The organism is Microbacterium sp. WCS2018Hpa-23 (genome assembly GCF_031843845.1).
Lineage (GTDB): Bacteria > Actinomycetota > Actinomycetes > Actinomycetales > Microbacteriaceae > Microbacterium.
Window position 1 is genome coordinate 18,211 of the sequence record NZ_JAVTIZ010000014.1, and the last position, 22,961, is coordinate 41,171.

At 68.1% G+C, this 22,961-nt stretch carries 23 protein-coding genes; 16 read left to right on the plus strand and 7 right to left on the minus strand.

Features of this window, described 5'->3' with window-relative positions; all coding sequences use genetic code 11:
• Positions 1–23 precede the first annotated feature (23 nt).
• Both RQG77_RS18750 and RQG77_RS18755 read right to left on the minus strand, forming a co-directional pair.
• Positions 24–416, minus strand: a complete 393-nt coding sequence (locus tag RQG77_RS18750) for a hypothetical protein (RefSeq protein WP_311246096.1) — start codon at positions 414–416, stop codon at positions 24–26.
• A gap of 120 nt (positions 417–536) precedes the next feature.
• Entirely contained in the window at positions 537–2,009 is a 1,473-nt protein-coding gene (locus RQG77_RS18755; RefSeq protein WP_311246097.1) for an MATE family efflux transporter, read from the minus strand.
• A 145-nt stretch (positions 2,010–2,154) separates the two neighbouring features.
• Between RQG77_RS18755 and cycA the strand changes: the two genes are divergently transcribed.
• The 12 genes from cycA to RQG77_RS18815 all read left to right on the plus strand — a co-directional run bounded on the left by cycA (position 2,155) and on the right by RQG77_RS18815 (position 15,119).
• Entirely contained in the window at positions 2,155–3,615 is a 1,461-nt protein-coding gene (cycA, locus tag RQG77_RS18760) for a D-serine/D-alanine/glycine transporter (protein WP_311246098.1), read from the plus strand.
• An 86-nt stretch (positions 3,616–3,701) separates the two neighbouring features.
• Complete coding sequence (locus RQG77_RS18765) at positions 3,702–4,688, plus strand: aldo/keto reductase (RefSeq protein ID WP_311246099.1); 987 nt, start codon at positions 3,702–3,704, stop codon at positions 4,686–4,688.
• A 31-nt stretch (positions 4,689–4,719) separates the two neighbouring features.
• Positions 4,720–5,022, plus strand: coding sequence for a YigZ family protein (locus RQG77_RS18770; protein WP_311246100.1), 303 nt, complete (start codon positions 4,720–4,722; stop codon positions 5,020–5,022).
• 41 nt (positions 5,023–5,063) lie between these two features.
• Positions 5,064–5,939, plus strand: a complete 876-nt coding sequence (locus RQG77_RS18775) for a hypothetical protein (RefSeq protein WP_311246101.1) — start codon at positions 5,064–5,066, stop codon at positions 5,937–5,939.
• Between the two features lie 163 nt (positions 5,940–6,102).
• On the plus strand, positions 6,103–7,032 hold the full coding sequence (locus RQG77_RS18780; protein ID WP_311246102.1) for a DnaJ domain-containing protein: 930 nt from the start codon (positions 6,103–6,105) through the stop codon (positions 7,030–7,032).
• Positions 7,033–7,228: 196 nt separating this feature from the next.
• On the plus strand, positions 7,229–8,221 hold the full coding sequence (locus tag RQG77_RS18785) for a LacI family DNA-binding transcriptional regulator (protein WP_311246103.1): 993 nt from the start codon (positions 7,229–7,231) through the stop codon (positions 8,219–8,221).
• 35 nt (positions 8,222–8,256) lie between these two features.
• Positions 8,257–9,525 (plus strand): extracellular solute-binding protein, encoded by a 1,269-nt coding sequence (locus RQG77_RS18790; RefSeq protein WP_311246104.1) that lies wholly within the window; start codon positions 8,257–8,259, stop codon positions 9,523–9,525.
• Between the two features lie 10 nt (positions 9,526–9,535).
• Positions 9,536–10,501, plus strand: coding sequence for a sugar ABC transporter permease (locus tag RQG77_RS18795; protein ID WP_311246105.1), 966 nt, complete (start codon positions 9,536–9,538; stop codon positions 10,499–10,501).
• Between the two features lie 2 nt (positions 10,502–10,503).
• On the plus strand, positions 10,504–11,343 hold the full coding sequence (locus RQG77_RS18800; protein WP_311246151.1) for a carbohydrate ABC transporter permease: 840 nt from the start codon (positions 10,504–10,506) through the stop codon (positions 11,341–11,343).
• 14 nt (positions 11,344–11,357) lie between these two features.
• Positions 11,358–12,374, plus strand: a complete 1,017-nt coding sequence (locus RQG77_RS18805; protein ID WP_311246106.1) for a glycoside hydrolase family 130 protein — start codon at positions 11,358–11,360, stop codon at positions 12,372–12,374.
• Between the two features lie 4 nt (positions 12,375–12,378).
• Entirely contained in the window at positions 12,379–14,421 is a 2,043-nt protein-coding gene (locus RQG77_RS18810; protein ID WP_311246107.1) for a hypothetical protein, read from the plus strand.
• The gene (locus RQG77_RS18815) at positions 14,418–15,119 is read left to right on the plus strand and encodes a histidine phosphatase family protein (RefSeq protein WP_311246108.1); all 702 of its coding nucleotides are present in this window, start codon (positions 14,418–14,420) and stop codon (positions 15,117–15,119) included. Before RQG77_RS18810 ends, RQG77_RS18815 begins: the two co-directional genes overlap by 4 nt.
• A gap of 17 nt (positions 15,120–15,136) precedes the next feature.
• Here RQG77_RS18815 and RQG77_RS18820 read toward each other — a convergent pair whose 3' ends face one another.
• Complete coding sequence (locus RQG77_RS18820) at positions 15,137–15,664, minus strand: hypothetical protein (RefSeq protein WP_311246109.1); 528 nt, start codon at positions 15,662–15,664, stop codon at positions 15,137–15,139.
• A gap of 94 nt (positions 15,665–15,758) precedes the next feature.
• On the opposite strand from RQG77_RS18820, the gene RQG77_RS18825 reads away from it, so the two are divergent.
• The 3 genes from RQG77_RS18825 to RQG77_RS18835 all read left to right on the plus strand — a co-directional run bounded on the left by RQG77_RS18825 (position 15,759) and on the right by RQG77_RS18835 (position 18,616).
• Entirely contained in the window at positions 15,759–16,181 is a 423-nt protein-coding gene (locus tag RQG77_RS18825) for a Fur family transcriptional regulator (RefSeq protein WP_311246110.1), read from the plus strand.
• A gap of 63 nt (positions 16,182–16,244) precedes the next feature.
• The gene (locus RQG77_RS18830; protein WP_311246111.1) at positions 16,245–17,708 is read left to right on the plus strand and encodes a catalase; all 1,464 of its coding nucleotides are present in this window, start codon (positions 16,245–16,247) and stop codon (positions 17,706–17,708) included.
• Between the two features lie 83 nt (positions 17,709–17,791).
• Positions 17,792–18,616: an alpha/beta fold hydrolase gene (locus RQG77_RS18835; protein WP_396653431.1), complete on the plus strand. Its 825-nt coding sequence runs from the start codon at positions 17,792–17,794 to the stop codon at positions 18,614–18,616.
• A gap of 6 nt (positions 18,617–18,622) precedes the next feature.
• On the opposite strand, the gene msrA is transcribed toward RQG77_RS18835, so the two are convergent.
• Positions 18,623–19,168: a peptide-methionine (S)-S-oxide reductase MsrA gene (gene msrA / locus RQG77_RS18840; RefSeq protein ID WP_311246113.1), complete on the minus strand. Its 546-nt coding sequence runs from the start codon at positions 19,166–19,168 to the stop codon at positions 18,623–18,625.
• Positions 19,165–19,635, minus strand: a complete 471-nt coding sequence (gene msrB, locus RQG77_RS18845; RefSeq protein WP_311246114.1) for a peptide-methionine (R)-S-oxide reductase MsrB — start codon at positions 19,633–19,635, stop codon at positions 19,165–19,167. The genes msrA and msrB overlap by 4 nt, the downstream gene beginning before the upstream one ends.
• Before the next feature lie 151 nt (positions 19,636–19,786).
• On the opposite strand from msrB, the gene RQG77_RS18850 reads away from it, so the two are divergent.
• Positions 19,787–20,704 (plus strand): DUF808 domain-containing protein, encoded by a 918-nt coding sequence (locus RQG77_RS18850; RefSeq protein WP_311246115.1) that lies wholly within the window; start codon positions 19,787–19,789, stop codon positions 20,702–20,704.
• Between the two features lie 52 nt (positions 20,705–20,756).
• On the opposite strand, the gene RQG77_RS18855 is transcribed toward RQG77_RS18850, so the two are convergent.
• Together RQG77_RS18855 and RQG77_RS18860 are read right to left on the minus strand one after the other, a co-directional pair.
• Entirely contained in the window at positions 20,757–22,106 is a 1,350-nt protein-coding gene (locus RQG77_RS18855) for a DUF222 domain-containing protein (RefSeq protein ID WP_311246116.1), read from the minus strand.
• A gap of 65 nt (positions 22,107–22,171) precedes the next feature.
• Positions 22,172–22,927 carry a 3-beta hydroxysteroid dehydrogenase gene (locus RQG77_RS18860; RefSeq protein ID WP_311246117.1) on the minus strand — a complete coding sequence of 252 codons (756 nt, stop codon included), beginning with the start codon at positions 22,925–22,927 and terminating at the stop codon, positions 22,172–22,174.
• Positions 22,928–22,961 lie beyond the last annotated feature (34 nt).

Below are 22,961 nucleotides of genomic sequence, written 5' to 3' on the forward strand. Positions count from 1 at the left end.
GCGCGCCCGCTCAGCCGGCGATCTCAGCTGGCGAGCGCGGGCTGCGAGCCGGTGCTCGGTGCCGTCGACGCGCGCGGTGCGGGCTGCGACTCCGGCGCCTTCGCGAGGGCCTCGGCCCGTGCTGTGCGCGCGGTCTGCCGCGCCGGTTCCCCGGTGCTCACGATCGCACGCGCCACGGCGCCGATCACGAGCATCGCGGCGAGCGCGATGCCGGACACGAGCAGTGGAGTCCACTGACTCGCGAAGGATGCGGTGGAGCTGAGCATCGCACTCGGGATCCATAGACCCACAGCTCCGCCCGCGAGCCCCGCAGCGCCGCGCATGATCGCGACTCCTGCGACGATCGCGCACAGAGCCGCGATCACGGCTCCCACCACTCCGATCGGCACCAGTATCGATGCCAGTTCGTTTGCCACTCTTGATGACGTCATCATGACCCCCCGGTCAAACGGAATCTCCGCACTACCAACACTACGAAGTGTCGGCATACCGGGCATCCATCTCAAGGATGATGTTCCGCAACTGTGACGCGTCGTTCAGCGGCGCTTCAACCTTGCGAAACGCGACGCCTTGATCACGCGCACCGGCTGGGTGACGACCGCGTCGACGACCATCGAGCCGTCGGTCGGTCCGATGATCGCCATCGTCGACGTCTCGGTCGACTCGACGGGGTCCACCGGCATGCGGCCGAGGTCGCGGTGGGCGCGCACGTACGCGGGGACCAGCAGGGCGATCGCGCCGAGCCAGGCCAGCGGGTTGCTGAGCGCCACACCCTCGAAGTCGATCAGCGCGCCGAGCACGAGAGCGGCACCCACCCGCATCACGAGCTCGACCACCCCGGTGACCGTGGGGATCAGCGTGTGACCGAGCCCCTGCAGCGCGCCGCGCAGCACGAACAGCACGCCGAGCGCCCAGTATCCGCATCCGTTGATGATCAGCATGAGGTGCGCGAGTCTGACGACCTCGTCGGATCCTTCACCGACGAACAGCCGCACCATGGGCGTTCCGAACGCGATGATCAGCGCTCCGAGTGCGAGACCGGCGGCGATCGCCATCCAGGTGCCCTCGATCACTCCGCGGCGGATGCGGTCGGGGCGACGTCCGCCGAGGTTCTGCGCCGCGTACATCGACGATGCCAGCCCCAGCGACGAGAGGAAGGCCACGGCGAGACCGTCGACCCGCGACGCCGTCGTGTAGGCGGCGACCGCCTCGGATCCGAGGGTGTTGAGCGCGACCTGCACCACGAGGGTTCCGATCGCGATGATCGATGCCTGGAATCCCATCGGGAGTCCGAGGCGCAGGTGCTCTCTGAAGTCGTCACGGGTGACCCGCCAGTCGGCACGGCGCAGGTGCAACATCGGCAGGCGGCGACGCACGAATTCGAGGCACAGCGCGACCGAGACGGCCTGGGCGACGACCGTCGCGAGGGCAGCTCCGCCCACTCCCCACTCGAGCGGGCCGACCATGAGGACGACGAGGCCGACGTTGAGCGCGCACGACACCGTGAGGAAGATCAGGGGCGTGCGCGAGTCGCCGATCGCCCGGATGATCGCCGAGAGGTAGTTGAAGAACATCGTCGCGCTCGCGCCGATGAAGCTGATCTGCGTGAAGATCGTCGCCTCGGGCATGAGTTCGGCCGGGGTCTGCAGCAGCGTGAGCACGGGCGCAGCGATCAGCGGCGCGACGATCGTCAGCACGACGCTGGTGATGCCGGTCAGGATCACGCCGGTCGCGACGGATCGTCGCACGGCCGCGCCGTCTCCCGCGCCGAACGCCTGGGCGATCGGGATCGCGAAGCCGCTGGTCAGGCCCCAGGCGAAGCCGATCAGCAGGAAGAGCAGGCTGCCGGTGGCGCCGACGGCCGCGAGGGATTCGACGCCGAGATGGCGGCCGACGACGACGGCGTCGGCGAACTGGTACATCTGCTGCACGACGTTGCCGAGCAGCAGGGGGATCGAGAACGAGAGGATGACACGCCACGGGCGGCCCGTGGTGAGAGAGGTGGCCATGAGGAAGCGGCTCGCAGAACTGGGGGATGATCGGGGGTCGAACCAGGATATCGAATCGTTTCGGTTTACTGCCAGCCTCGATCGGCAAGTACGGTCGGAAGGATGCCGCGGCGGGGTGCGGCACGGAACACCGGAGGTTCGAGCGATGACGACACAGGACACGGAAAGAACCGTCGGGGTGGGCGGAGCCGCCGACGGAGACGAGCAGCACCTGAAACGGGCGCTCAGCAACCGGCACATCCAGCTGCTCGCGATCGGCGGAGCGATCGGCACCGGCCTCTTCATGGGCAGCGGCAAGACGATCTCGGTCGCCGGCCCCTCGGTGATCTTCGTCTACATGATCATCGGCTTCATGCTCTTCTTCGTCATGCGGGCGATGGGCGAGCTGCTGCTGTCGAACCTCAAGTACAAGTCGTTCAGCGACTTCGCGAGCGACCTGCTCGGCCCGTGGGCCGGCTTCTTCACCGGATGGACCTACTGGTTCTGCTGGGTCGTCACCGGCGTCGCCGACGTGATCGCGATCGCCGGGTACACGGATGCGCTGATCCCCGGCATCCCGTTGTGGATCCCCGGCGTGCTCGTCATCGTCATCCTGCTCGCACTGAACCTGCCCACCGTCGCCGCGTTCGGCGAGATGGAATTCTGGTTCGCGCTGATCAAGATCGTCGCGATCGTCGCGCTCATCATCACCGGTCTCGTGATGATCTTCACCGGCTTCCAGCACGATGCCGGCACCGCCAGCTTCAGCAACCTGTGGGATCACGGCGGCATGTTCCCCCACGGCTTCATGGGCTTCGTCGCCGGATTCCAGATCGCCGTGTTCGCGTTCGTCGGCGTCGAGCTCGTCGGCACCGCCGCGGCCGAGACCAAGGACCCCGAGAAGAACCTGCCGAAGGCGATCAACGCGATCCCGATCCGCATCCTGCTCTTCTACGTGGGCGCGCTCGTCATCCTGATGGCGGTCACCCCGTGGACCCAGTACGTCGCGGGCGAGAGCCCCTTCATCGCGATGTTCGCCCTCGCCGGCCTCGGGATCGCCGCGACCGTCGTGAACCTCGTCGTGCTCACCTCGGCGATGTCGAGCGCCAACTCGGGCATCTACTCGACCTCGCGCATGGTGTTCGGGCTCGCTCAGGACGGCGATGCCCCGCGCCTCTTCGGCCGCCTCTCGAAGCGCCGCGTGCCGCAGAACGCGCTGTTCCTGTCGTGCATCCTGTTGTTCTCGGGCGTCGTGCTTCTCTACGCGGGCGAGGACATCGGCACGGCGTTCGACATGGTGACCACGGTCTCGGCCGTGTGCTTCATGTTCGTCTGGACGATCTTCCTCTGCAGCTACCTCGTCTACCGGCGCAGGCGCCCCGAGAAGGTGGCCGCATCGAGGTTCCGCATGCCGGGCGGCGTCTTCATGGTCTACGTGGTGCTCGCGTTCTTCGTGTTCATCCTGTGGGCGCTCACGACCCAGCCAGACACCCTGACCGCGCTGCTGGTGACGCCGATCTGGTTCGTGCTGCTGCTCGTCGCCTGGCTGTTCGTGCGCACCTCGCAGAACCACCTGGCTCGCCACGCGGCGCACATCGCGTACCTGCGCGACGACTCGGCCGAGTAGTCCTGGTCGGGATGAGGGAGGGTCTGACAGCCCCTCCCTCATCGTCCAGGCCGGGCGTAGCGTCGGCCTTGACGAAAGGACACGACATGCACACTCGCACACTCGGCCAAGGACTCGAGGTCTCGGCTGTCGGACTCGGATGCATGGGGATGTCGCAGAGCTACGGCCCGAATCCCGGCACCCGCGACGAGATGATCGCCGTATTGCGTTCGGCACTCGACCACGGAGTGACGTTCTTCGACACGGCGGAGGTCTACGGGCCGTATGTCAACGAAGAGCTCGTAGGCGAGGCCCTCGAGCCGATCCGCGACCAGGTCGTCATCGCGACGAAGTTCGGCTGGCGCATCGAAGACGGCAAGAGCGTGGGCCTCGACAGCCGACCCGAGCAGATCCGCCGCGTCGCCGAGGAGTCGCTGCGGCGCCTGCGCACCGACGTGCTCGACCTCTTCTACCAGCACCGCGTCGACCCCGACGTGCCGATCGACGACGTCGCCGGCACCGTCGGCGAGCTGATCGCCGAGGGCAAGGTGCGTGACTTCGGTCTTTCCGAGGCATCCGCATCGACGATTCGCCGCGCGCACGCGGTGCAGCCGGTCACGGCAGTGCAGAGCGAGTATTCGCTGTGGACCCGCGACCCCGAGGACGAGGTGCTCCCCACTCTCGCCGAGCTCGGCATCGGGTTCGTGCCGTTCAGCCCGCTCGGCAAGGGATTCCTCACCGGCACAGTCGACCAGACGACCTCGTTCTCAGACGGGGACATCCGCGGCACCATCCCGCGCTTCAGCGAGGAGAACCGGGCCGCGAACCAGGCCCTCGTGAGTCACGTCACGGCTCTCGCGGAGGCGAAGCAGTCGTCGTCCGGCCAGATCGCGCTCGCCTGGCTGCTCGCCCGGCAACCGTTCATCGTCCCCATCCCCGGAACGAGGCGCACATCGCGGATCGCCGAGAATGCGGGAGCGACGGCCGTCGCGCTCTCGGCCGACGAGATGGCCGATCTCGACCAGCTCGCGGCGCGCGTGGGAGTGCAGGGCGACCGCTACAACCCGCAGCAGATGTCGTTCGTCGACCGTTGAGTGCGCATGGTGGCTGGGTAGTCTGGGGCGGATGACCTCCGCCCGCACCTGCCCGGCCACGATCGCCGCGCCTGTGAAGCACGAGCTCGTCATCAAGAAGTCGCGGTTCATCGCGACCGTCGAACCGGTCGCCTCGGTCGACGACGCGGATGCGGTCATCACGCGTGTCCGCAAGCAGTGGTGGGATGCCAGGCACAACTGCACCGCGATGGTCACCGGCTTGCTCGGCGACCAGGCGAGATCGTCGGATGACGGCGAGCCCTCGGGTACCGCGGGGGTGCCGATGCTCGAACACCGTGGGCGCGATCGGCGACGGCATCGGCGCGATCGGTGAAGGGATCGGAGACACGTGGAACGCGATCTTTGGATGACGCGATGAGGGCTCCGCGCCCGATGCCGACGACGCGCCTGGAGGCGCTCCTCGGGAGGCACGGTGCCGTCGTGGCCCTGTGGCTGAGTGCGGTTCTCGCTGTGGCGCTCTCCGCGTTGCTGTGGGGCGCTGCTCTCGAACGTCCCCTCGCATCCAGCCTGGCGTCGATGGTGCCGATCCTCATCTCGATCCCGATCGTGTGCTGGGCGTTCGTCGTGTTCCAGCTCGTGACGACGAGAGTGCGGCGCACAGGACCGGCCCAGATCAGCGCCGCGCGAGACGCTCTCCCGCACGGCATCCTCATCCCCGGTCGCCGAGGCCACACCCTTGCGTTGCTCGCTGCCGTGGGCACCGCTGCAGCGTTCTGTGTGATCGCCACGGTGACTACGAGCGGCGGATGGGCGATCGCCTGGGGTTCGTGCGCCGCTCTTTGCGTTATCGCGACGGTGAGTACGGGGATCGCTGCAGCGCACCCTCGCAGACTCATCCTGCATCCGAACGGTCTCGGCTCTGCCTCGTTCCTCTCCGACGCCGCGGTGCAGTGGCACGACATTGAGACGATCGAGTTCACCGAGGGTGCTGCGGGGATGATGGTGCTTCGCGTGCACGTCGCTCCGACCGCGACGTCATTCGAGTCGGTCTGGCGACACCCATTCTTCCGACGTAAGAAGTCACTCGACGTCGAGCCGTTGTCGCTCGGGATCGACGGCACTCTCCTCTGGCTGGCCCTGCGACTGTACGCCACAGACCCCGCCGCCCGACAAGAGCTCGCCTCCGGTCGCACGCCCGCGCGTCTCTTCGATCCCGTCACGGCCACGGCCGTCCCGTTCGCCGTCGCGCACCCCGTGATCGACGTATTCCGACCTGCCCCTCGGAGCTGATCACTGCTCGCAGACGACGCGCTTCAGACCAGCCGCAGCCGAGCCGTCCAGGGTTTCCCGCATCCCGCCTCCCACGACTGGGCTCACGGCTGACCCCGACCGCCACGGCTGATCCACAACAGCATCCGGATATTCTGGATGCCGCGATCTCGGAAGGAGAGCGATGTTCGACAGCCCGCTCTCGGCCTCTGCCTACGAGATCCTCGGTGTGGACCCGTCGGTCGACGACGTCGAGCTGCGGCGCGCCTACCGGCTCCGTCTGCGCGAGTCGCACCCCGACACCGGAGGCGACGCCGCCGTGTTCATCCAGGTGCAGCGCGCGTGGGAGCTCGTCGGCACCGCCGAGAGCCGCGCCGCCTACGATCGCCGCAGCGGCGCGCACCCCGGCGTCCCGTCGGAGCCGGAGTGGAGCGGATGGCGTCCGCAATCCGCGACGCGCACCGACACGCGCCCCCGCGCGCGCTCGTACGGCCACCCCGGCGGCTGGCGACGCGAGCGCTACCTCTCGCTGATCCGCGAATGGGCGGGCCGCGGCGTCGAGGTCCCCGACCCATACGACCCCGCGCTCGTGCGCTCGGCACCGCGAGACCTGCGACGACTGCTCGCCGATGCGCTGGCCGAAGAGGCGACCGCCCGTACGGTGAGCGCTCTCGGCATGGGCTTCACCGTCTGGCACGACGTCGCCACGGGCGCGGATGCCGACGACAAGCTCGACCACGTGGTGCTCAGCCCGTCGGGCCTCTACGGCTTGATGTCAGAGGACTTCGGTGGAGTCGTCGGGTTCCGACGCGGCGAGATCACCGGGCCGAGCCTCGGCACACGCGCACCTGTCACCTCCGCGCTCTCGCGCATGCGCACGGTCGCCAAGGCGGCGCGCGTCAAGTTCGGCGGCGTCATCATGGTGCTCCCCGACGACGATCTGTCGCAGGCCGTGACACCGCTCGGCAGCAGCCGCGGAGTGCCGGTGGTCGTCGTGCGACGCAGTGCGCTCTCGATGGTGCTGCGCCAGGGCGTGCCCGGCGCCCGTGCGATCGGCGGCAACGAGCTGTTCGACGTGCGCACCCGTCTGCAGCAGACCGTCACGTTCGTCTGAGCGGCGTCGTCTGAACCGCGTCATCTGATCGGCGTCGTCTGAACGGCGTCGTCTGATCCGGGGCTCCGCCATTGAAAGGGGCCTTGACCACGATCGTCAAACCGGTTTACACTCGCTTCACCCCTGATCGTCAAACCGGTTAAACACTGCCAGACCGGATGCCGACGATCAGCCCGATGTTCCACGAGGAGGTGGCATGAGCCGCACGACGATCGCAGACGTCGCCCGCGAGGCCGGCGTCACCAAGGCCACCGTCTCGCACGCCCTGAGCGGCAAGCGGCCCATCTCCGATGACACGAGGGCCAAGGTCCTCGCCGCTGCCGAGAAGCTGAACTGGGTTCCGAGCCAGAGCGCCAGGGCTCTGGCCACGCAGAAGGCCAATGCCGTCGCCGTCGTGCTGGCCCGCGACCCCGATGTCATCGCGAACGACTCGTTCTTCCCGGCCTTCATCGCGGGCGTCGAGTCGGTGCTCGCCGAGACCGAGACCGGACTGATCCTGCACGTCGTCCCCGACCGCGCCGCCGAGGAGCGCGCGTACCGCGCTCTCAGCCACGGACGAGCCGACGGCGCCCTGCTGCTCGACCTGCGCACCGACGACTGGCGCGTGCCGCTGCTCGAAGAACTCGAGCTGCCCGCCGTGCTGGTGGGCGCCTACGAGCGGCCGACCCGCTTCTCCTGCGTCCGCACCGACGACGCGAAGCCGATCCGCGAGATCATCGCGTACCTTCGCGCCGAGGGCCACGAGCGCATCGCGCACGTCGCGGGTCCGCTCGACTACGTGCACTCGCGAGTGCGCGCGGATGCCTACATCGACGCCGTGGGAGACGACGAGCTGCTGCGCGAGGGCGACTTCACCGCCGCCAGCGGCCGTGCCCGCACCGCCGAGCTGCTCGACCTGCCAGATCGGCCAACCGCCATCCTGTACTCGAACGACACCATGGCGATCGCCGGGTTGTCGTATGCCCGTTCGAGCGGGCTCAGCATCCCCCGAGATCTCGCGATCGCCGGCTTCGACGACGACCACCTCTCCGCCCACCTCTCCCCCGCTCTCACGAGCGTCTCGTCAGGGCCCGCCGCGCGAGGACGCGCGGCCGCCCGCCTGCTGCTGGCCGACATCCTGGGCGCCGAACCGCGCACCGAGGTCGTCGACTGCAACATCGTGCACTTCCGGGAGAGCACCACCCGTTAGACGATCACCCGAACCATCGCGTCAAGGAGGACACCATGAAGAAGAAGATCCGCGCAGCAGCGCTCTTAGGTGCGGCAGCGCTCGTCGTCACCGGATGCTCGGCAGGCGGGGGCGGCGGCGAAGGCTCAGCCGACTCCACCGGTCCCATCGACATCTGGCTGTCGAACAACGAGCAGGAGGTCGCCTGGGGCACCGCCGTCGTCGACGCCTGGAACGCCGAGCACCCCGATGAGAAGGTCAACGCCCAGGAGATCCCCGCCGGCTCATCGTCGGAAGAGGCCATCACCGCCGCGATCACCGCGGGCACCGCGCCCTGCCTCGTCTACAACGTGGCTCCGGCCGCCGTCTCGGGCTGGGTCAAGCAGGGCGGTCTCGTCGACCTCAGCACCATGGAGGGCGGCAGCGACTACATCACCGATCGTGGCGGCGAGGTCGACTCCTACGCCACGGACGACAGCTTCTATCAGCTGCCGTGGAAGTCGAACCCCGTGATGGTGATGTACAACAAGGCGCTGTTCCAGGCCGCGGGCATCGACCCCGAAGACCCCCAGATGACCACGTACGACGAGTTCCTCGAAGGTTCGCGCGCGATCGTCGCCTCGGGCGTGCAGAGTGCGATCTGGCCGGCACCCACCAGCGAGTTCTACCAGCCCTGGTTCGACTTCTACCCGCTCTACCTGGCCGAGACCGACGGCACGATGCTCGTCGAAGACGGAAAGTCGACGTTCGACTCGGATGCCGGCAGCGAGGTCGCCGAGTTCTGGAAGACCTTCTACGACGAGAAGCTCTCCCCGAACGAGGCGTCGACCGACGATGCGATGTCTGCCGGCACCACCGCCATGCAGCTCGCGGGCCCCTGGGCGATCCCGTCGTACGCCGACACCGTCGACGTCGGCTTCATGCCGGTGCCCACGAGCGACGGCCGCGAGAACCCGACGACCTTCGCCGACTCGAAGAGCGTCTCGATGTTCACCGCCTGTGAGAACCAGGGCACGGCGTGGGAGTTCCTGAAGTTCTCGACCAGCGTCGAGAACGACGGGCAGCTGCTCGAGGCGACCGGTCAGATGCCGATGCGCACCGACCTCACCGGCACGTACGCCGACTACTTCGACGCGAACCCGAACTACGTGGCGTTCGCCGAGCAGGCCGAGGCGACGGCGGATGTGCCCAGCATCCCCAACTCCGTAGAGGCCTGGCAGGCGTTCCGTGACGAGTACTCCGCCTCCGTGATCTTCGATAAGGAGCCGATCGACGACTTCCTGAAGAACGCGGCGGCGAAGATCGACGATCTCGTCGCCGAGTGATGAGCCGGCGATGACGCTCCGAGACGACGCCGTCGCGGACGTGGCCGGGGGCACTGCCGCCCCGACCCCGTCCGCGGGACGGCCACCCAGGGGGCGGTTGCGCACCCGGCTGTTGGGGGCGCAACCGCTCGGCGCCCTCTTCGCGCTGCCGTACTTCGTCTTCGTGATCGCGATCTTCGCGTACCCCCTCGGGTTCGCGATCTACATCGCCTTCCACGACTACTTCTTCACCGCCCCCAACGTCGAGGTCGAGCGCCCGTTCGTGGGCTTCGACAACTTCGTCACCGTCCTCACCGACCCGCGCGTGCTCGGCTCGTTCCGCAACACCCTGATCTTCCTCGTCATCAACGTGCCGCTCACCGCCGTGCTCTCGCTCGTGCTCGCCGCGGCGCTGAACACCGGCATCCGCTGGGTCGCCGCCTACCGGGTGGCGTTCTACGTGCCGTATCTCACGGCGAGCGTCTCGCTCGTCGGTGTCTGGATGCTGCTGTTCTCGGGCAACGGGCTGATCAACACCATCCTCGGCCCGCTCGCCCCCGACCCGTCGTGGCTCGTGAACAGCGGGCTCGCGATGCCGATGATCGCGCTGTACGTGACCTGGAAGCAGCTGGGGTTCTACATCCTGCTGTATCTCGCGGCCCTGCAGAACGTGCCCAAAGAGCTCTACGAGTCGGCCGAGACCGACGGCGCCGGAGCGTTCTCGCGCTTCTGGAACGTCACCATCCCCGGCGTCCGCAACGCGACCACGCTCGTGCTGATCCTGTCGATCATCACCGGCGCCAACCTCTTCACCGAGCCGTACCTGCTCACGAACGGCGGCGGCCCCGACGGCGCCTCCTCGACACCCGTGCTGCTCATCTACCAGCTGGGCATCCAGCAGCAGAACCCCGACACCGCGGCTGCGATCGGCATGATCCTCGTGATCCTGGTCGGGATGCTGTCGCTCGCCGCCAACCGCGCAACCAGGCAGCGATGACCATGAGACGCAAGCGTTCACTGCCCCGCATCCTGAGCCTGGTGCTCCTCACGGTCGCGGCCATCGGCTTCGCCTTCCCGTTCTACTTCATGCTGGTCGGCGCCTTCCAGGAGAACCCGACGAACTCGCCTAACGAGCTCTTCCCGACCTCCGGGTGGACCGTCGACAACTTCGTCGCGATCGACTCGCGCATCGACCTGGTCGGCTCGCTGCTCAACTCGCTGATCTTCACGGCGGGCGTGCTGCTGGGGACCGTCGTGTTCGGCCTGCTCGCGGGCTATGCGATCGCCCGACTCGACTTCCGCGGTCGCGGGGTCATCTGGGTGCTCATGCTGCTCGTGCAGATGGTGCCGTTCCAGCTGCTGATGATCCCGCTGTACGTGCAGATCACGCGCAGCTACGGCCTCGGCGATTCGTACCTGGGCATGATCCTGCCGTTCCTGATCAACACGACGGCGGTGTTCATCTTCGTGCAGTTCTTCAAGGCGCTGCCCGTCGAGATCTTCGAAGCGGCACGCATCGACGGCGCCGGCGAGATCCGCCTTCTGACGTCGGTCGCGATCCCGCTGATCAAGCCTGTGCTCGTGACCGTCGTGCTCGTCACCTTCATCGGTCCGTGGAACGAGTTCCTCTGGCCGTTCCTCATCACGAAGGACTCATCGCTGCAGCCGCTCGCCGTATCCCTCGCGAACTACATCTCCAACGTCGCGCAGTCCACGGCGAACCCCAACGGCGCGATCCTCGCCGGTGCGACAGCGCTGGCTTTCCCCGTCGTGATCCTGTTCGTCGTCTTCCAGCGGTTCTTCCGAGCCACCGACCTCGGCGCGGCCGTCAAAGGCTAGCCAGAAAGGCATCCATGTTCTCCGGAGCCACCTTCCCCCTGGGCCCGTTCACCCCCTACGAGGCCAACCCCATCCTGCGACCGAAAGGCGACAGCTGGGAGTCGGCCAACCTCTACAACCCGGCCGCGATCGTCGACGGCGACGAGGTGGTGCTGCTGTATCGGGCGCACGCCGACGACATCGTGTCGCACATCGGCATCGCGCGCTCGAAGGACGGTGTGAACTTCACCCGCGAGGATGCGCCGATCCTCTCCCCCTCCGAGGACTACGAGCGCTTCGGATGCGAGGACCCGCGCATCGCGTTGATCGACGGCACCTACTACCTGACCTACACCGGCTGGGACAGGCGCAGCGCGCAGCTGTGCCTCGCGACCTCGACCGACCTGCGCACCTGGACCAAGCTCGGCCCGCTGTTCGACGACTTCGACACGTTCAAGACCATGGACCCGCGCGGGTTCAACTGGTCGAAGGCCGGTGTCATAGTGCCGCAGCGGATGCACGGGAAGTGGTGGATGTACTTCGGCGAGGGTGCGATCTACTGGGCGACCAGCGACGACCTCATCCACTGGACGCCGGGCACGGCCGATACCGAGCCGATGTACTCGCCGACCCCTGGCACGTGGGACGAGGCTCTCGTCGAGATCGGCACCTCGCCGGTGCTGGCCGACAACGGACTTCTCGTCTTCCTCACCAACGGCGCGACCCGCACGGTGCACGAGGACGGCTCGGTCGACGTCGACTACCGCTGCGGCCAGATCGCGATCGACCCCGATGAGCCGACGAAGGTGATCGCCCGGCTGCAGGAGCCATGGCTGAGGCCGCAGACCTTCGAGGATATGAACGGCCTGGTATCGAACGTGACGTTCGTCGAGGGGCTCGTGAAGTTCCAGGACAAGTGGTTCGCCTACTACGGGCAGTCCGACACGACGCTGGCCGTCGCCATCCACGATCCGGCCCAGCCCTGGGGCCGCGCACTGAGAGACGCTGTCGGCTCTGGCTCTGGCTCCGGCTCAAGCGCTGACGAGGAATGAGACCATGTCCATCTCCCGACGCACGTTCCTGACCGCGGCGGCCGCCGGCTCAGCGCTCGCCCTGCTGCCCCTCGATGCGCACACCGCGCAGGCCTCGGCATCCGCCGGCCTTCGCTCCTGGGGTTCCGTGCCGCTGGATGCCGCGCGTGGTGCGCGGCTCACGAACCTCGCGCACCTGCGGTTCCTGCTCGCCGAGGTGCCGGTGGTCGCGAGCGCGACGCACACCACGTTCGGCATCGACGCGTCACCGCGCGTGCTCGCGCCGTGGACGTATGCCGACACCGACGGCGCCGGCGGTTACCGCCCTGTCGGCGGAGGGACGCGCGACGCCGTGACCGGATACTGGACGCAGGGCGCGTACAACGCGGACGACATCGCCCGCGCGGCCATCGTGTTCCTGCGGGACTGGACGGCGACCGGCGATCCGCAGAGTCGGGACGAGGCGCGCGACGTGCTGCGGTCGCTCGCGTTCCTGCAGACGACGAGCGGCGACAACGCCGGTCGAGTCGTGCTGTGGCAGCAGGAGGACGGCACGCTGAACCCCAGCGCGATCCCCGTCGAGCTGCCCGACCCCTCGGACTCCGCCGAGTCATACTGGCTCGCCCGCACGGTGTGGGCTTTCGGAGAGGGATACGCCGCGTTCCGTCGGGAGGATCCTGCGTTCGCGGCCTTCCTGCTCGAGCGGCTGCATCTCGCCCTCGATGCGCTCGGTCGCGAATCGCTGTCGCGCGCCGGGCAGTGGGTGCGCAGCGACGGCAAGGATCTGCCCGCCTGGCTGATCGCCGGAGGAGCGGATGCCACGGCCGAGGCGATGCTCGGACTCGCCGCCGCGACCGAGGCCGGAGACGCACGGAGTCGCGCGGCCCTGCAGACATATGGCGAAGGGGTGGCGGCGATGGCCACCGATCCCGCGAAGGGCTGGCCGTTCGGCGCGGTGCTGCCGTGGACCGGGTCGCTCGGGTTCTGGCACGCCTGGGGTGCTGCTGCACCCGAGGCGCTGGCCAGAGCCGGTGCGCTGCTGAGGCGACGCGACTGGAAGGCCGCGGCCGTCGCGGATGCCGGCACATTCACGCCGCAGGTGCTCGCCTCGGGCGGCCCGCACAACGCGTGGGCGCCGTTGCCCGCCGAAGCGCAGATCGCCTACGGCGCACACGGTCGCGTGGCTGGAGCCGTGCAGGCGGCAGCTGTCGGAGGCGAGGGGCTGCGCGTGCTCGCAGGGCTCGCTGCTGGATGGTTCTTCGGGGCCAACACCGCCGGCATCCCTGTCTACGATCCCGCCACCGGCGTGACGTTCGACGGCGTCGAGACCGACGGGCGAGTGAATCGCAACTCCGGTGCGGAGTCGACGATCCACGGGCTCCTCACGATGCTGCTGCTCGATGCGAACCGCGACATCGCCCGGATCGCGACCTCGATCACCGGGTTGTCCTCGTTCTCGGGGCTGCGGGTGCTCGAGGCCGAGAACGCACGGCTCTCGGCGGGCTGCGTGATCGTGCGCCCCGAGGGCGGCGCGTGGATCGGCGAGGGCAACCTCTCGGGTGGCGCGTACGTGACGGTGCCCGCAGGCGAATCCGTCGAGTTCGACGTGACCGAGGCCGGCGGCATCCTGCACGGGCTCATCTGGAGGCAGGCTGCGGATGCCCGAGACGCGGTGTGGGAGGTGTTCCGTGGGCGCCGGCGCGTGTGGAGCACGCGCACGCCCGCCGGAGGAGCCGGCGATCGTGGGCTGACGGAGGCCACCGGGATGCTGGTTCCCCAGCTTCTCGGTGGCGATCTGCCCGCCGAGGCGGTGACCGTGCGCTGCACGAGCACCGGCGACCTGCGCCTCGATGCCCTGGTGATCCAGCCGGCCGTCGCGAACGCGGTGTACTCGACGACCTCCGGCGCGGCGGTGCTCTATGCGAACGGGACCCGCCGGGATCAGCGGGTCGCTGCGCTCGCACCAGGCTCCGGACGGGCCTACGAGGCAGACGGATCGCAGCGCGGCCAGGCCGTGGGCGGCGGGAAGGTGCGGGTTCGGGGCGGAGGATTCACGATCACCCGATGACCCGGCCCGCGACGTCGGACTACGGTTGCGGTGTGCCTGCGCTCCCCCTGTACGACCAGCTGCCCGACCGACCCGCGCCCGATAACCCCTCGGGAAAGCTCGTGCTTCTGCGCCATGGGGAGACGGAATGGTCGAAGGCGGGCCTGCATACGGGTCTCACCGACGTCCCGCTCACCGCCCGGGGTGAGGATCTCGCTCGCGGTGCCGGGGAACTGGTCGCGGACTACGACTTCTCGCTCGTCCTGACCTCGCCGCTCGAGCGCGCCCGCCGCACGGCCGAGCTCGCCGGCCTGCACGCGGAGGTCGACCCGCTGCTCGTCGAATGGGACTACGGCGGATACGAGGGCCGCACGACGAAGGACATCCGCGAGGAGCTCGGCTACAACTGGAGCGCCTTCACCCATGGTGTGATCCGGGGCGAGACGCCGGGAGAGACCGTCGAAGAGGTGGCCGCCCGCGCATCGCGGGTTCTCACCCGCGTCCTTCCCGCCCTGGTCGACGGAGATGTGGCACTCGTCGCGCACGGCCACTTCCTGCGCATCCTGACCGCCGTCTATCTGCGGCTGGCTCCGCGCTTCGGAGCGCAGATCACCCTGAACGCCGGATCGGTCTCCGTACTGAGCTTCTACCGTGAGCAGCCGGCGATCCTGTCGTGGAACTACGGACTCGAGCTGCCTCTCGCGCCCTCGGAGTCCTGACACCCGCGGATCGCGGCTCAGCCCATCCGCTGCAGCGACAGGGCGTAGATCGTCGGAGCGCCCTCGAGGTCCATCACGATCCGCATCCCGGTGGCGGCTGTGGTGATGTCGAACGCGATCGTTTCGTTCTCGCAGACGATCGGCTCGGCGGAGGGCTCCTCATCGAGCTCGCCGGCCGCGAGGGTGAGGATGCCGTCGCCTCGGCAGGCGAGCTGCGCCTGATAGGCACCCGCCTCCTGAGATTTCAGGTCCGTCGTGTGATGAGCCGACGTGTGCTCGCTCAGCCATCCGGAGAGAATCGGGCTGGATCCGTCGGTGCCGGCGCTCGGCACCGCCGTTTCGGCCCAGTCCCTGATCTCGTCGACGGGCATCGGGAGCAGCGCCTCGTCGGCCTCGGCCCCGTGCGTGCCGGCGGTGGGCGCAGGCGTCGAAGCCGGCGGGGAGGGCGATCCGGTCGGTGAGCCCGAGAGCTCCCCCGTGCATCCGGCGAGCGCCATGCCCGCCACCAGGATCAGTCCGATCGTCGCCGTTCGTCTCATACCCATCCGTCCACGCTACGCATCTGCACGGACCGCGCAACCGTCGATACCGACACGCCGGTCTTTTGAATAACTAAAAACTGACGGTAGAGTCAGGCCTATGGAGACAGAACTCGACTCGGCACTTCGCGGTGCCGGTCTGCGTGCGACCGCGGGCCGCGTCGCCGTGCTCGAGGCACTGGAATCCATGGCCCACACGGATGCGGAGCGGGTCTTCCGCGCCGTCTCCGCCGTGCTCCCGACGACGTCGATCCAGTCGGTGCACAACATCCTCGCGGACCTGACGACGGCGGGCCTCATCCGCCGGATCGAACCGGCAGGCTCCGCGGCGCTCTACGAACGGCGCATCGACGACAACCATCACCACATCGTCTGCACCCAGTGCGGTGCGGTCGGCGATGTGGACTGCGTCGTCGGCGAAGCGCCGTGCCTCACCCCGTCTTCGGCGGGGGGATTCACCGTCCAGACAGCCGAAGTGACCTTCTGGGGCCTGTGCCCCAGTTGCCAGAACGCCGCGCAGTAGCATCCGACGCCGCTCCCGGGCACCCGGGATGATCGTCGTGCCTGTGCGCAGAAGGAGAAGAAGATGACCGATCCATCGACCACGCCCGCCACCACCACCCAGACGGGCACCCCCGTCGCGAGCGACGCCCACTCGCTCACCGTCGGAGCAGACGGCCCCACCGTTCTGCACGACCGCTACCTCGTCGAGAAGCTCGCGTCGTTCAACCGAGAGCGCGTGCCGGAGCGCAACCCCCACGCCAAGGGCGGCGGAGCCTTCGGAACCTTCACCGTCACCGAAGACGTGTCGGCCTACACACGTGCCGCGGCCTTCCAGCCGGGCGCGCAGAGCGAGACTCTGCTGCGCTTCTCGTCGGTCGCCGGCGAGCAGGGTTCGCCCGACACCTGGCGCGACGTGCGCGGCTTCGCGCTGCGTTTCTACACGCCCGAGGGCAACCTCGACATCGTCGGCAACAACACGCCGACCTTCTTCCTGCGCGACGCCATGAAGTTCCCCGACTTCATCCACTCGCAGAAGCGCCTCGGCGACTCGGGTCTGCGCGACGCCGACATGCAGTGGGACTTCTGGACCCTCTCCCCCGAGTCCGCACACCAGGTCACGTACCTCATGGGCGACCGCGGCCTGCCGCGCAGCTGGCGCCACATGAACGGCTACGGATCGCACACCTACCAGTGGGTCAACGCCGCCGGCGAGCGCTTCTGGGTGCAGTACCACTTCCTGTCGAAGCAGGGCGTCGAGGCGATGAGTGCCGAAGAGGCCGAGAAGCTCGCAGGGTCGGATGCCGACTACTACCGTCGCGACCTGTTCGACGCGATCGCGAGCGGCGACGCCCCCTCGTGGGATGTCTACGTGCAGGTCATGCCCTACGAAGAGGGCAAGACCTACCGCTTCAACCCGTTCGACCTGACGAAGACCTGGTCGAAGAAGGACTACCCGCGCATCAAGGTCGGCACGTTCACGCTCGACCGCAACCCGCAGAACTTCTTCGCCGAGATCGAGCAGGCCGCCTTCTCGCCCGGTAACCAGGTGCCCGGCACCGGCATCTCGCCCGACAAGATGCTCATGGCTCGCGTGTTCGCCTACTCGGATGCTCAGCGCTACCGCATCGGTGCGAACTACAACCAGCTGCCGGTCAACCAGCCGCACGCGGCCGAGGTGCGCAACTACATGCACGAGGGCCAGATGCAGTACAAGTTCAACCCGGCCGAGCACCGCGTCTACACGCCGAACTCGTACGGTCCTGCCGGTGGCCCGGCGGCCGACCCCGCCGCGGGTGTCGAGGCGAGCTGGGAGTCGGATGGCGAGCTGATCCGCGCCGCCGCGACCCTGCACCTCGACGACGACGACTTCGGTCAGGCGGGAACCCTGTACCGCACGGTCTTCGACGACGAGCAGCGCGCGCGCTTCCTCGAGACGCTGACCGGCCAGGGTCAGGGCATCACGATCGACGCGATCCGCGAGCGGTTCTTCCAGTACTGGACGAACGTGGACGCCTCGCTGGGTGACGCTCTGCGCGCTCGCTTCTGAGTCGCATCCGCTGACGACCGAGACCCATCGTCCCCTCGGGGCCGGTGGGTCTCGGCGTATCCGGGCTTCATCAGAGGAGGACAATGGATACCGTGGCTGTTCCTCTCTCCGACCTGACCAACATGCCCGAACCCCAGCAGGTGCACGCCGCTGACGGCACTCGCCTCGCGACGTACACCTGGGGCGAGCTCGACTCTCCTGTGGTGGTGATCGTGCATGGATTCGCGTCGAGCGCCCGCGACACCTGGGTACTCACGGGGTGGGTGCGCGAGCTCACCAAGGCCGGGTACCGGGTGCTGGCCCTCGACCAGCGCGGCCACGGCCACAGCGAGAAGCCGCATCAGGCCGACGCCTACGGCATCCGAACCCTGGCGACCGATGTCGAGACGGTCATGGACACATACCTCGTCGACGAGGCCGTCTACGTCGGATACTCGCTCGGCGCGCGAGTCGGCTGGGAGGTCGTGCGCGATCTGCCCCATCGCATCGGCCGTGCTGTGCTGGGCGGCGTGCCGGACGGCATCCCGCTCGCCCGTCTCGATCTCGATCAGGTGCGCGCGTACCTGGCAGACGGCACACCTGTATCGGACCCGACGACGCAGAACTACATCACGCTGACCGAGCGCGTGCCGGGCAACGATCTCGGTGCCCTCGTGGCGCTGGCCGAGGGGATGCGGTCGTCACGGACGATCGATCCGGATCCGACGAATGCCCCCGCGAGCCCGATCCTGTTCGCGACCGGGTCGAAGGATGCGATCATCGAGGGATCCCGCGCTCTCGCCTCAGCCGCCCCTCAGGGACGGTTCTTCGAGATCCCGGATCGCAATCACTTCAACGCTCCGGGATCCCGCGCCTTCAAGGAAGCGGCATTGGCTTTCCTCGCCGAGGCCAGAGCCCCGGCGAGCTGACCTACGTCAGACCGCCGCGTTCTCCTCGCGCTTCGGCAGCACCCATCCCGCACGCGGGAAGTGGCAGGTGTAGCCGTTGGGGTACTTGATCAGGTAGTCCTGGTGCTCTTCCTCGGCCTGCCAGAAGGGGCCCGCGGGCTCGATCGTGGTCACGGCCTTGGCCGGCCACAGGCCTGAGGCGTCGACGTCGGCGATCGTGTCGCGCGCGACGCTCTCCTGCTCGGGTGTGAGCGGGAAGATCGCCGAGCGGTAGCTCGAGCCGATGTCATTGCCCTGGCGGTCCTTGGTCGACGGGTCGTGGATCTGGAAGAAGAACGCCAGGATGTCGCGGTACGTCGTCTTCGTGGGATCGAAGACGATCTCCACGGCCTCGGCGTGACCGGGGTGGTTGCGGTACGTCGCATGGTCGTTGCTGCCGCCGGTGTAGCCGACCCGGGTGTCGAGCACGCCGGGCTGGCGGCGGATGAGGTCTTCCATGCCCCAGAAGCAGCCGCCGGCGAGCACGGCGGTCTCGGCTCCCGGGGTGCGGGTGATGGTTCCGGTGTCGGTCATGACTGCTCCTCAGAGGTGGGGGTGGTGGGGAAGAGGTGACGGTAGCGACCGTACCCCTCATCTTCCAGGCTGTCAGCCGGGATGAAGCGCAGGGCCGCGGAGTTCATGCAGTAGCGCAGCCCTCCGGCGTCTCGGGGTCCGTCGTCGAAGACGTGACCGAGGTGGCTGTCGGCACCACTGGATCGCGCCTCGGTGCGCTTCATCCAGAGCGTGCGGTCGGTGCGGGTGGTCACGGCATCGGCCTCGATGGGCTTGGTGAAGCTCGGCCATCCGGTGCCGCTGTCGAACTTGTCGGTCGATGCGAACAACGGCTGCCCTGAGACGACGTCGACGTAGATGCCGTCGTCGTGGGTGTTCCAGTACGCGTTGCGGAAGGGAGGCTCGGTGGCGTCCTCCTGCGTGACCTCGTACTGCAGGTGCGTGAGGTCGCTGACGGCCTCGGGGGTCTTGCTGTACTCGTTCGACATGGTCTGTCTCCTTGTCCGACGCGGCTGGCTGCAGCGTCATAGAGAAGAACCAGCGGCGCCCCGGATTTGGTCCCGCGGGACTGTGAGCGCGCTGTGAGTTTGCTCGCAGTCGATAGAGTTGCTCAGCCACACACACCACAGGGAGACGCACATGTCGGTTGGACTGCTCGCCGTCGTCGATGACATTCTCAGCGCGGCGATGAAGGCGTCTGCCAAAGCGGCGGGCGTCGTGATCGACGACGCGGCCGTGACCCCGCAGTACGTACAGGGCATCACCCCTGCCCGTGAGCTGCCGGTCGTCGCGAAGATCGCCCTCGGCTCTCTGGCGAACAAGTTCGTCATCATCATCCCGATCGCGCTGCTGCTCACCGCCTTCGCGCCGTGGGTGCTGCCGTACCTCCTCATCCTCGGAGGCGCGTACCTGTGCTTCGAGGGCGCCGAGAAGGTGCTCGAGTGGTTCGGTGTGCAGCACGGCCACGCCGATGAGAGCGCCCGCAACGAGAACAAGCTCGTATGGGGAGCGGTGCGCACCGACCTGATCCTCTCGACCGAGATCATGCTGATCTCGCTCGCGAACCTCGAGGCCGGCCTCGACATCTGGACCACACTTGCCATCCTCGCTGTGATCGCACTGCTCATGACCGGCGTCGTCTATGGCGCCGTGGCCCTGCTCGTGAAGATCGACGACATCGGTCTGAAGATGGCGAAGAACCCGTCGAAGCGCGTGCGTCACACCGGAACACGGATCGTGCGCTCGATGCCGGCGGTGTTCCGCTTCATCAGCATCCTCGGCACCGTCGCGATGCTGTGGGTCGGTGGCCATCTGCTGCTCGTGAACCTCGGTGAGGTGGGTGTGCACTTCGGGGCCGACATCCTGCACGGCATCGAGCACTTCCTCGAACCGGCCGGTGGCGTCATCGTCTGGATCGGCGACACCCTGTTCTCGGCCATCGCCGGACTGGTCGCCGGACTGATCATCGTCGGGATCATCCTGGGCATCGGCCGCCTCATCGGCAAGACGCCGAACTTCCACGAGGGCGAGGAATCGCCCGCCGACGTGCACGTCTGACACCGGTACCGACGCCGGCACCGGCACCGATACCGGCACCGATACCGGGTCCTCAGGCCGCGATGTCATAGCGGGCCCTCCCGCCGAGGCGAGGGGTCCTCGCGGGATCCACGTGCGGCGGTGGGATGAGCCAGACCCGTGCGGCGAGACCGACCCCTGTGATTCGGATGTCCCACCCGTTGTCATGGATGCGGTGGTGACAGGACTCGCACAACAGCACTCCGTTGTTCAGGTCGGTCGACCCCGTGTCGCGTTGCCACCACCTGATGTGATGCGCCTTGGTCATCTGTGGCGGGAGGCTGCACATCGCGCACCCGCCATCCCTCTCGACGAGAGCCAAGCGCTGCGCCCGTGTGAACAGTCGTTTCTCGCGACCCCAGTCGAGGATCTCTCCCTGAGACCCGAACACCACCGGGATGATCCCGCCTCCCGCAGCCATCCGACGGCAGGTGGCGACGCTCACGGGCTGGTCGCTGCCATCGACGGTCGCGGCGCCGAGCCCTGCGGTGAGGTCGTCGAGGTTCACACGCACGATCACGGTCGCGCCGGTGGCGGGCATCCCGCCGTTGTCGCAGGCGATCGCGTGCTCGCAGATGGCGGTCAGCGCATCGGCCTGGATCATCGCGACCGTGCGATGGTCGGCGTCTTGCGCACCCGGGTCGGGTGCCGTGATCCGCGCCTGGAAGGTCGCCGACACGAAGGCATGGATCGCCGCCTTGATCGGGGCGCTCGCAGCGATGTCGGTCTGCAGGTTCAGGTGGAAGGACCCATCACGCTCGAACATCGTCAGGGAACGACGATCACGAGCCTCGCGCTCTTTCGGGGCCACACCGTCGGGGTCGAGCCAGGCCTCGGTGCGGGCGACGAGAGTGCGCACGTCGTCGAGCGTCATCCCGGCGGCGCGCTCGACGAGCAGCCGCTCGGCCTCTTCGACGCGCGCCGAACCGACCTTGAGGCGGACGCGTTCGAGCAGCGCGACGATGATCGCGGCGGCGGCCACGGAGATCTCCCCCGCGGCGAGCGCTGTTGCAAGCGCGGGATACTTCGCCGGCAGCACCTCGCCCAGCAGGTTGGTGCGCGGCGCTGCCGCCTGACCGACGGTGATGAGGCGTTTCGCGTCCCCCGGCGAACCGCCGGTCGTCGCGGCGATCATCGCCGCCGCGCTCCGGTATCCCTGCTGTTTCGCCAGCCCCTCAGGACCGAGTTCCGGTCGGGACTCGTGAGCGATCGCGGCGGCGAGTTCGGCGTGGAGTCCGTCGAGACACCGCTGCACTTCGCTGACCGCACGATGCGCACCGAGCAGTTCGGCCCGAGACAGGTCGATGCCCCTCTCCGCATTCGCCCAGGCATCGCCGAGGCGCTCGATGGCCTCGAGCAGCGGCGCCAGGCGGGGATTCGACATATCTACAGTTTAGAAGATATGTTCGAATCATGGTCGGTATGCCGACATGCGATCGAAGGCGCGGCTCACACCCTGGGCACGTGATCTCCACTGCCCAACCACGTGTCGAACGTGATCTCACCCTGCAGGGCATCGGCCCCGCCGCGGAGCGAACCCGAGGCGAGCCCCTTGCCGTACACGCCGGGCAGCCGCACCCCCAGCACCCGCCGCCGCACCCCGTCGAACGCCAACTGGCGTCGGGCGAGATCGACCAGAACCTCATCCCGCGGCCCGACGAGATCGCGAGCGCGCCCCACTGCCGCACCAGAGGCGACCCGCACCAGGTGAGCACCGACCTCGCGCGCCGCCACCGGCCGCATGAGCACCTTCGGCATGACCGCCACAGGTCCGGACATCCCCGAGAGCAGCTGTCCCGCGAACTCATGGAACTGCGCGGCCCGAGCGACCGTGAACGGCACGGCCCCCACGGACACCGCACGCTCCTGCGCCAACTTGCCCGCGTAGTACGAGGCGTCGATCCCGTCGATCCCCACGATCGACAGCGCGACATGATGCCCGACGCCTACGGCCTCCTCTGCCGCGAGCAGGTTGCGGGTCGCCGTCTCGAAGAACCGGATCGCCTTCGCCGCCGACAGGGTCGTCGTGTTGGTGACGTCGATCAGGGCATCCGCGCCCCGCAGCGCGTCGACGAGGCCGACACCCGTGATCACGTCAGCACCGGCCGAACGCGAGAGCACGACGACATCGTGGCCCGCACCCCGCGCCGCCTCGACGGCATACCGACCCACCACTCCCGTTCCTCCTGCGACTGCGATCCTCATCCGACTCCCTCTCCACTCCGGCGGCGCGCATGCG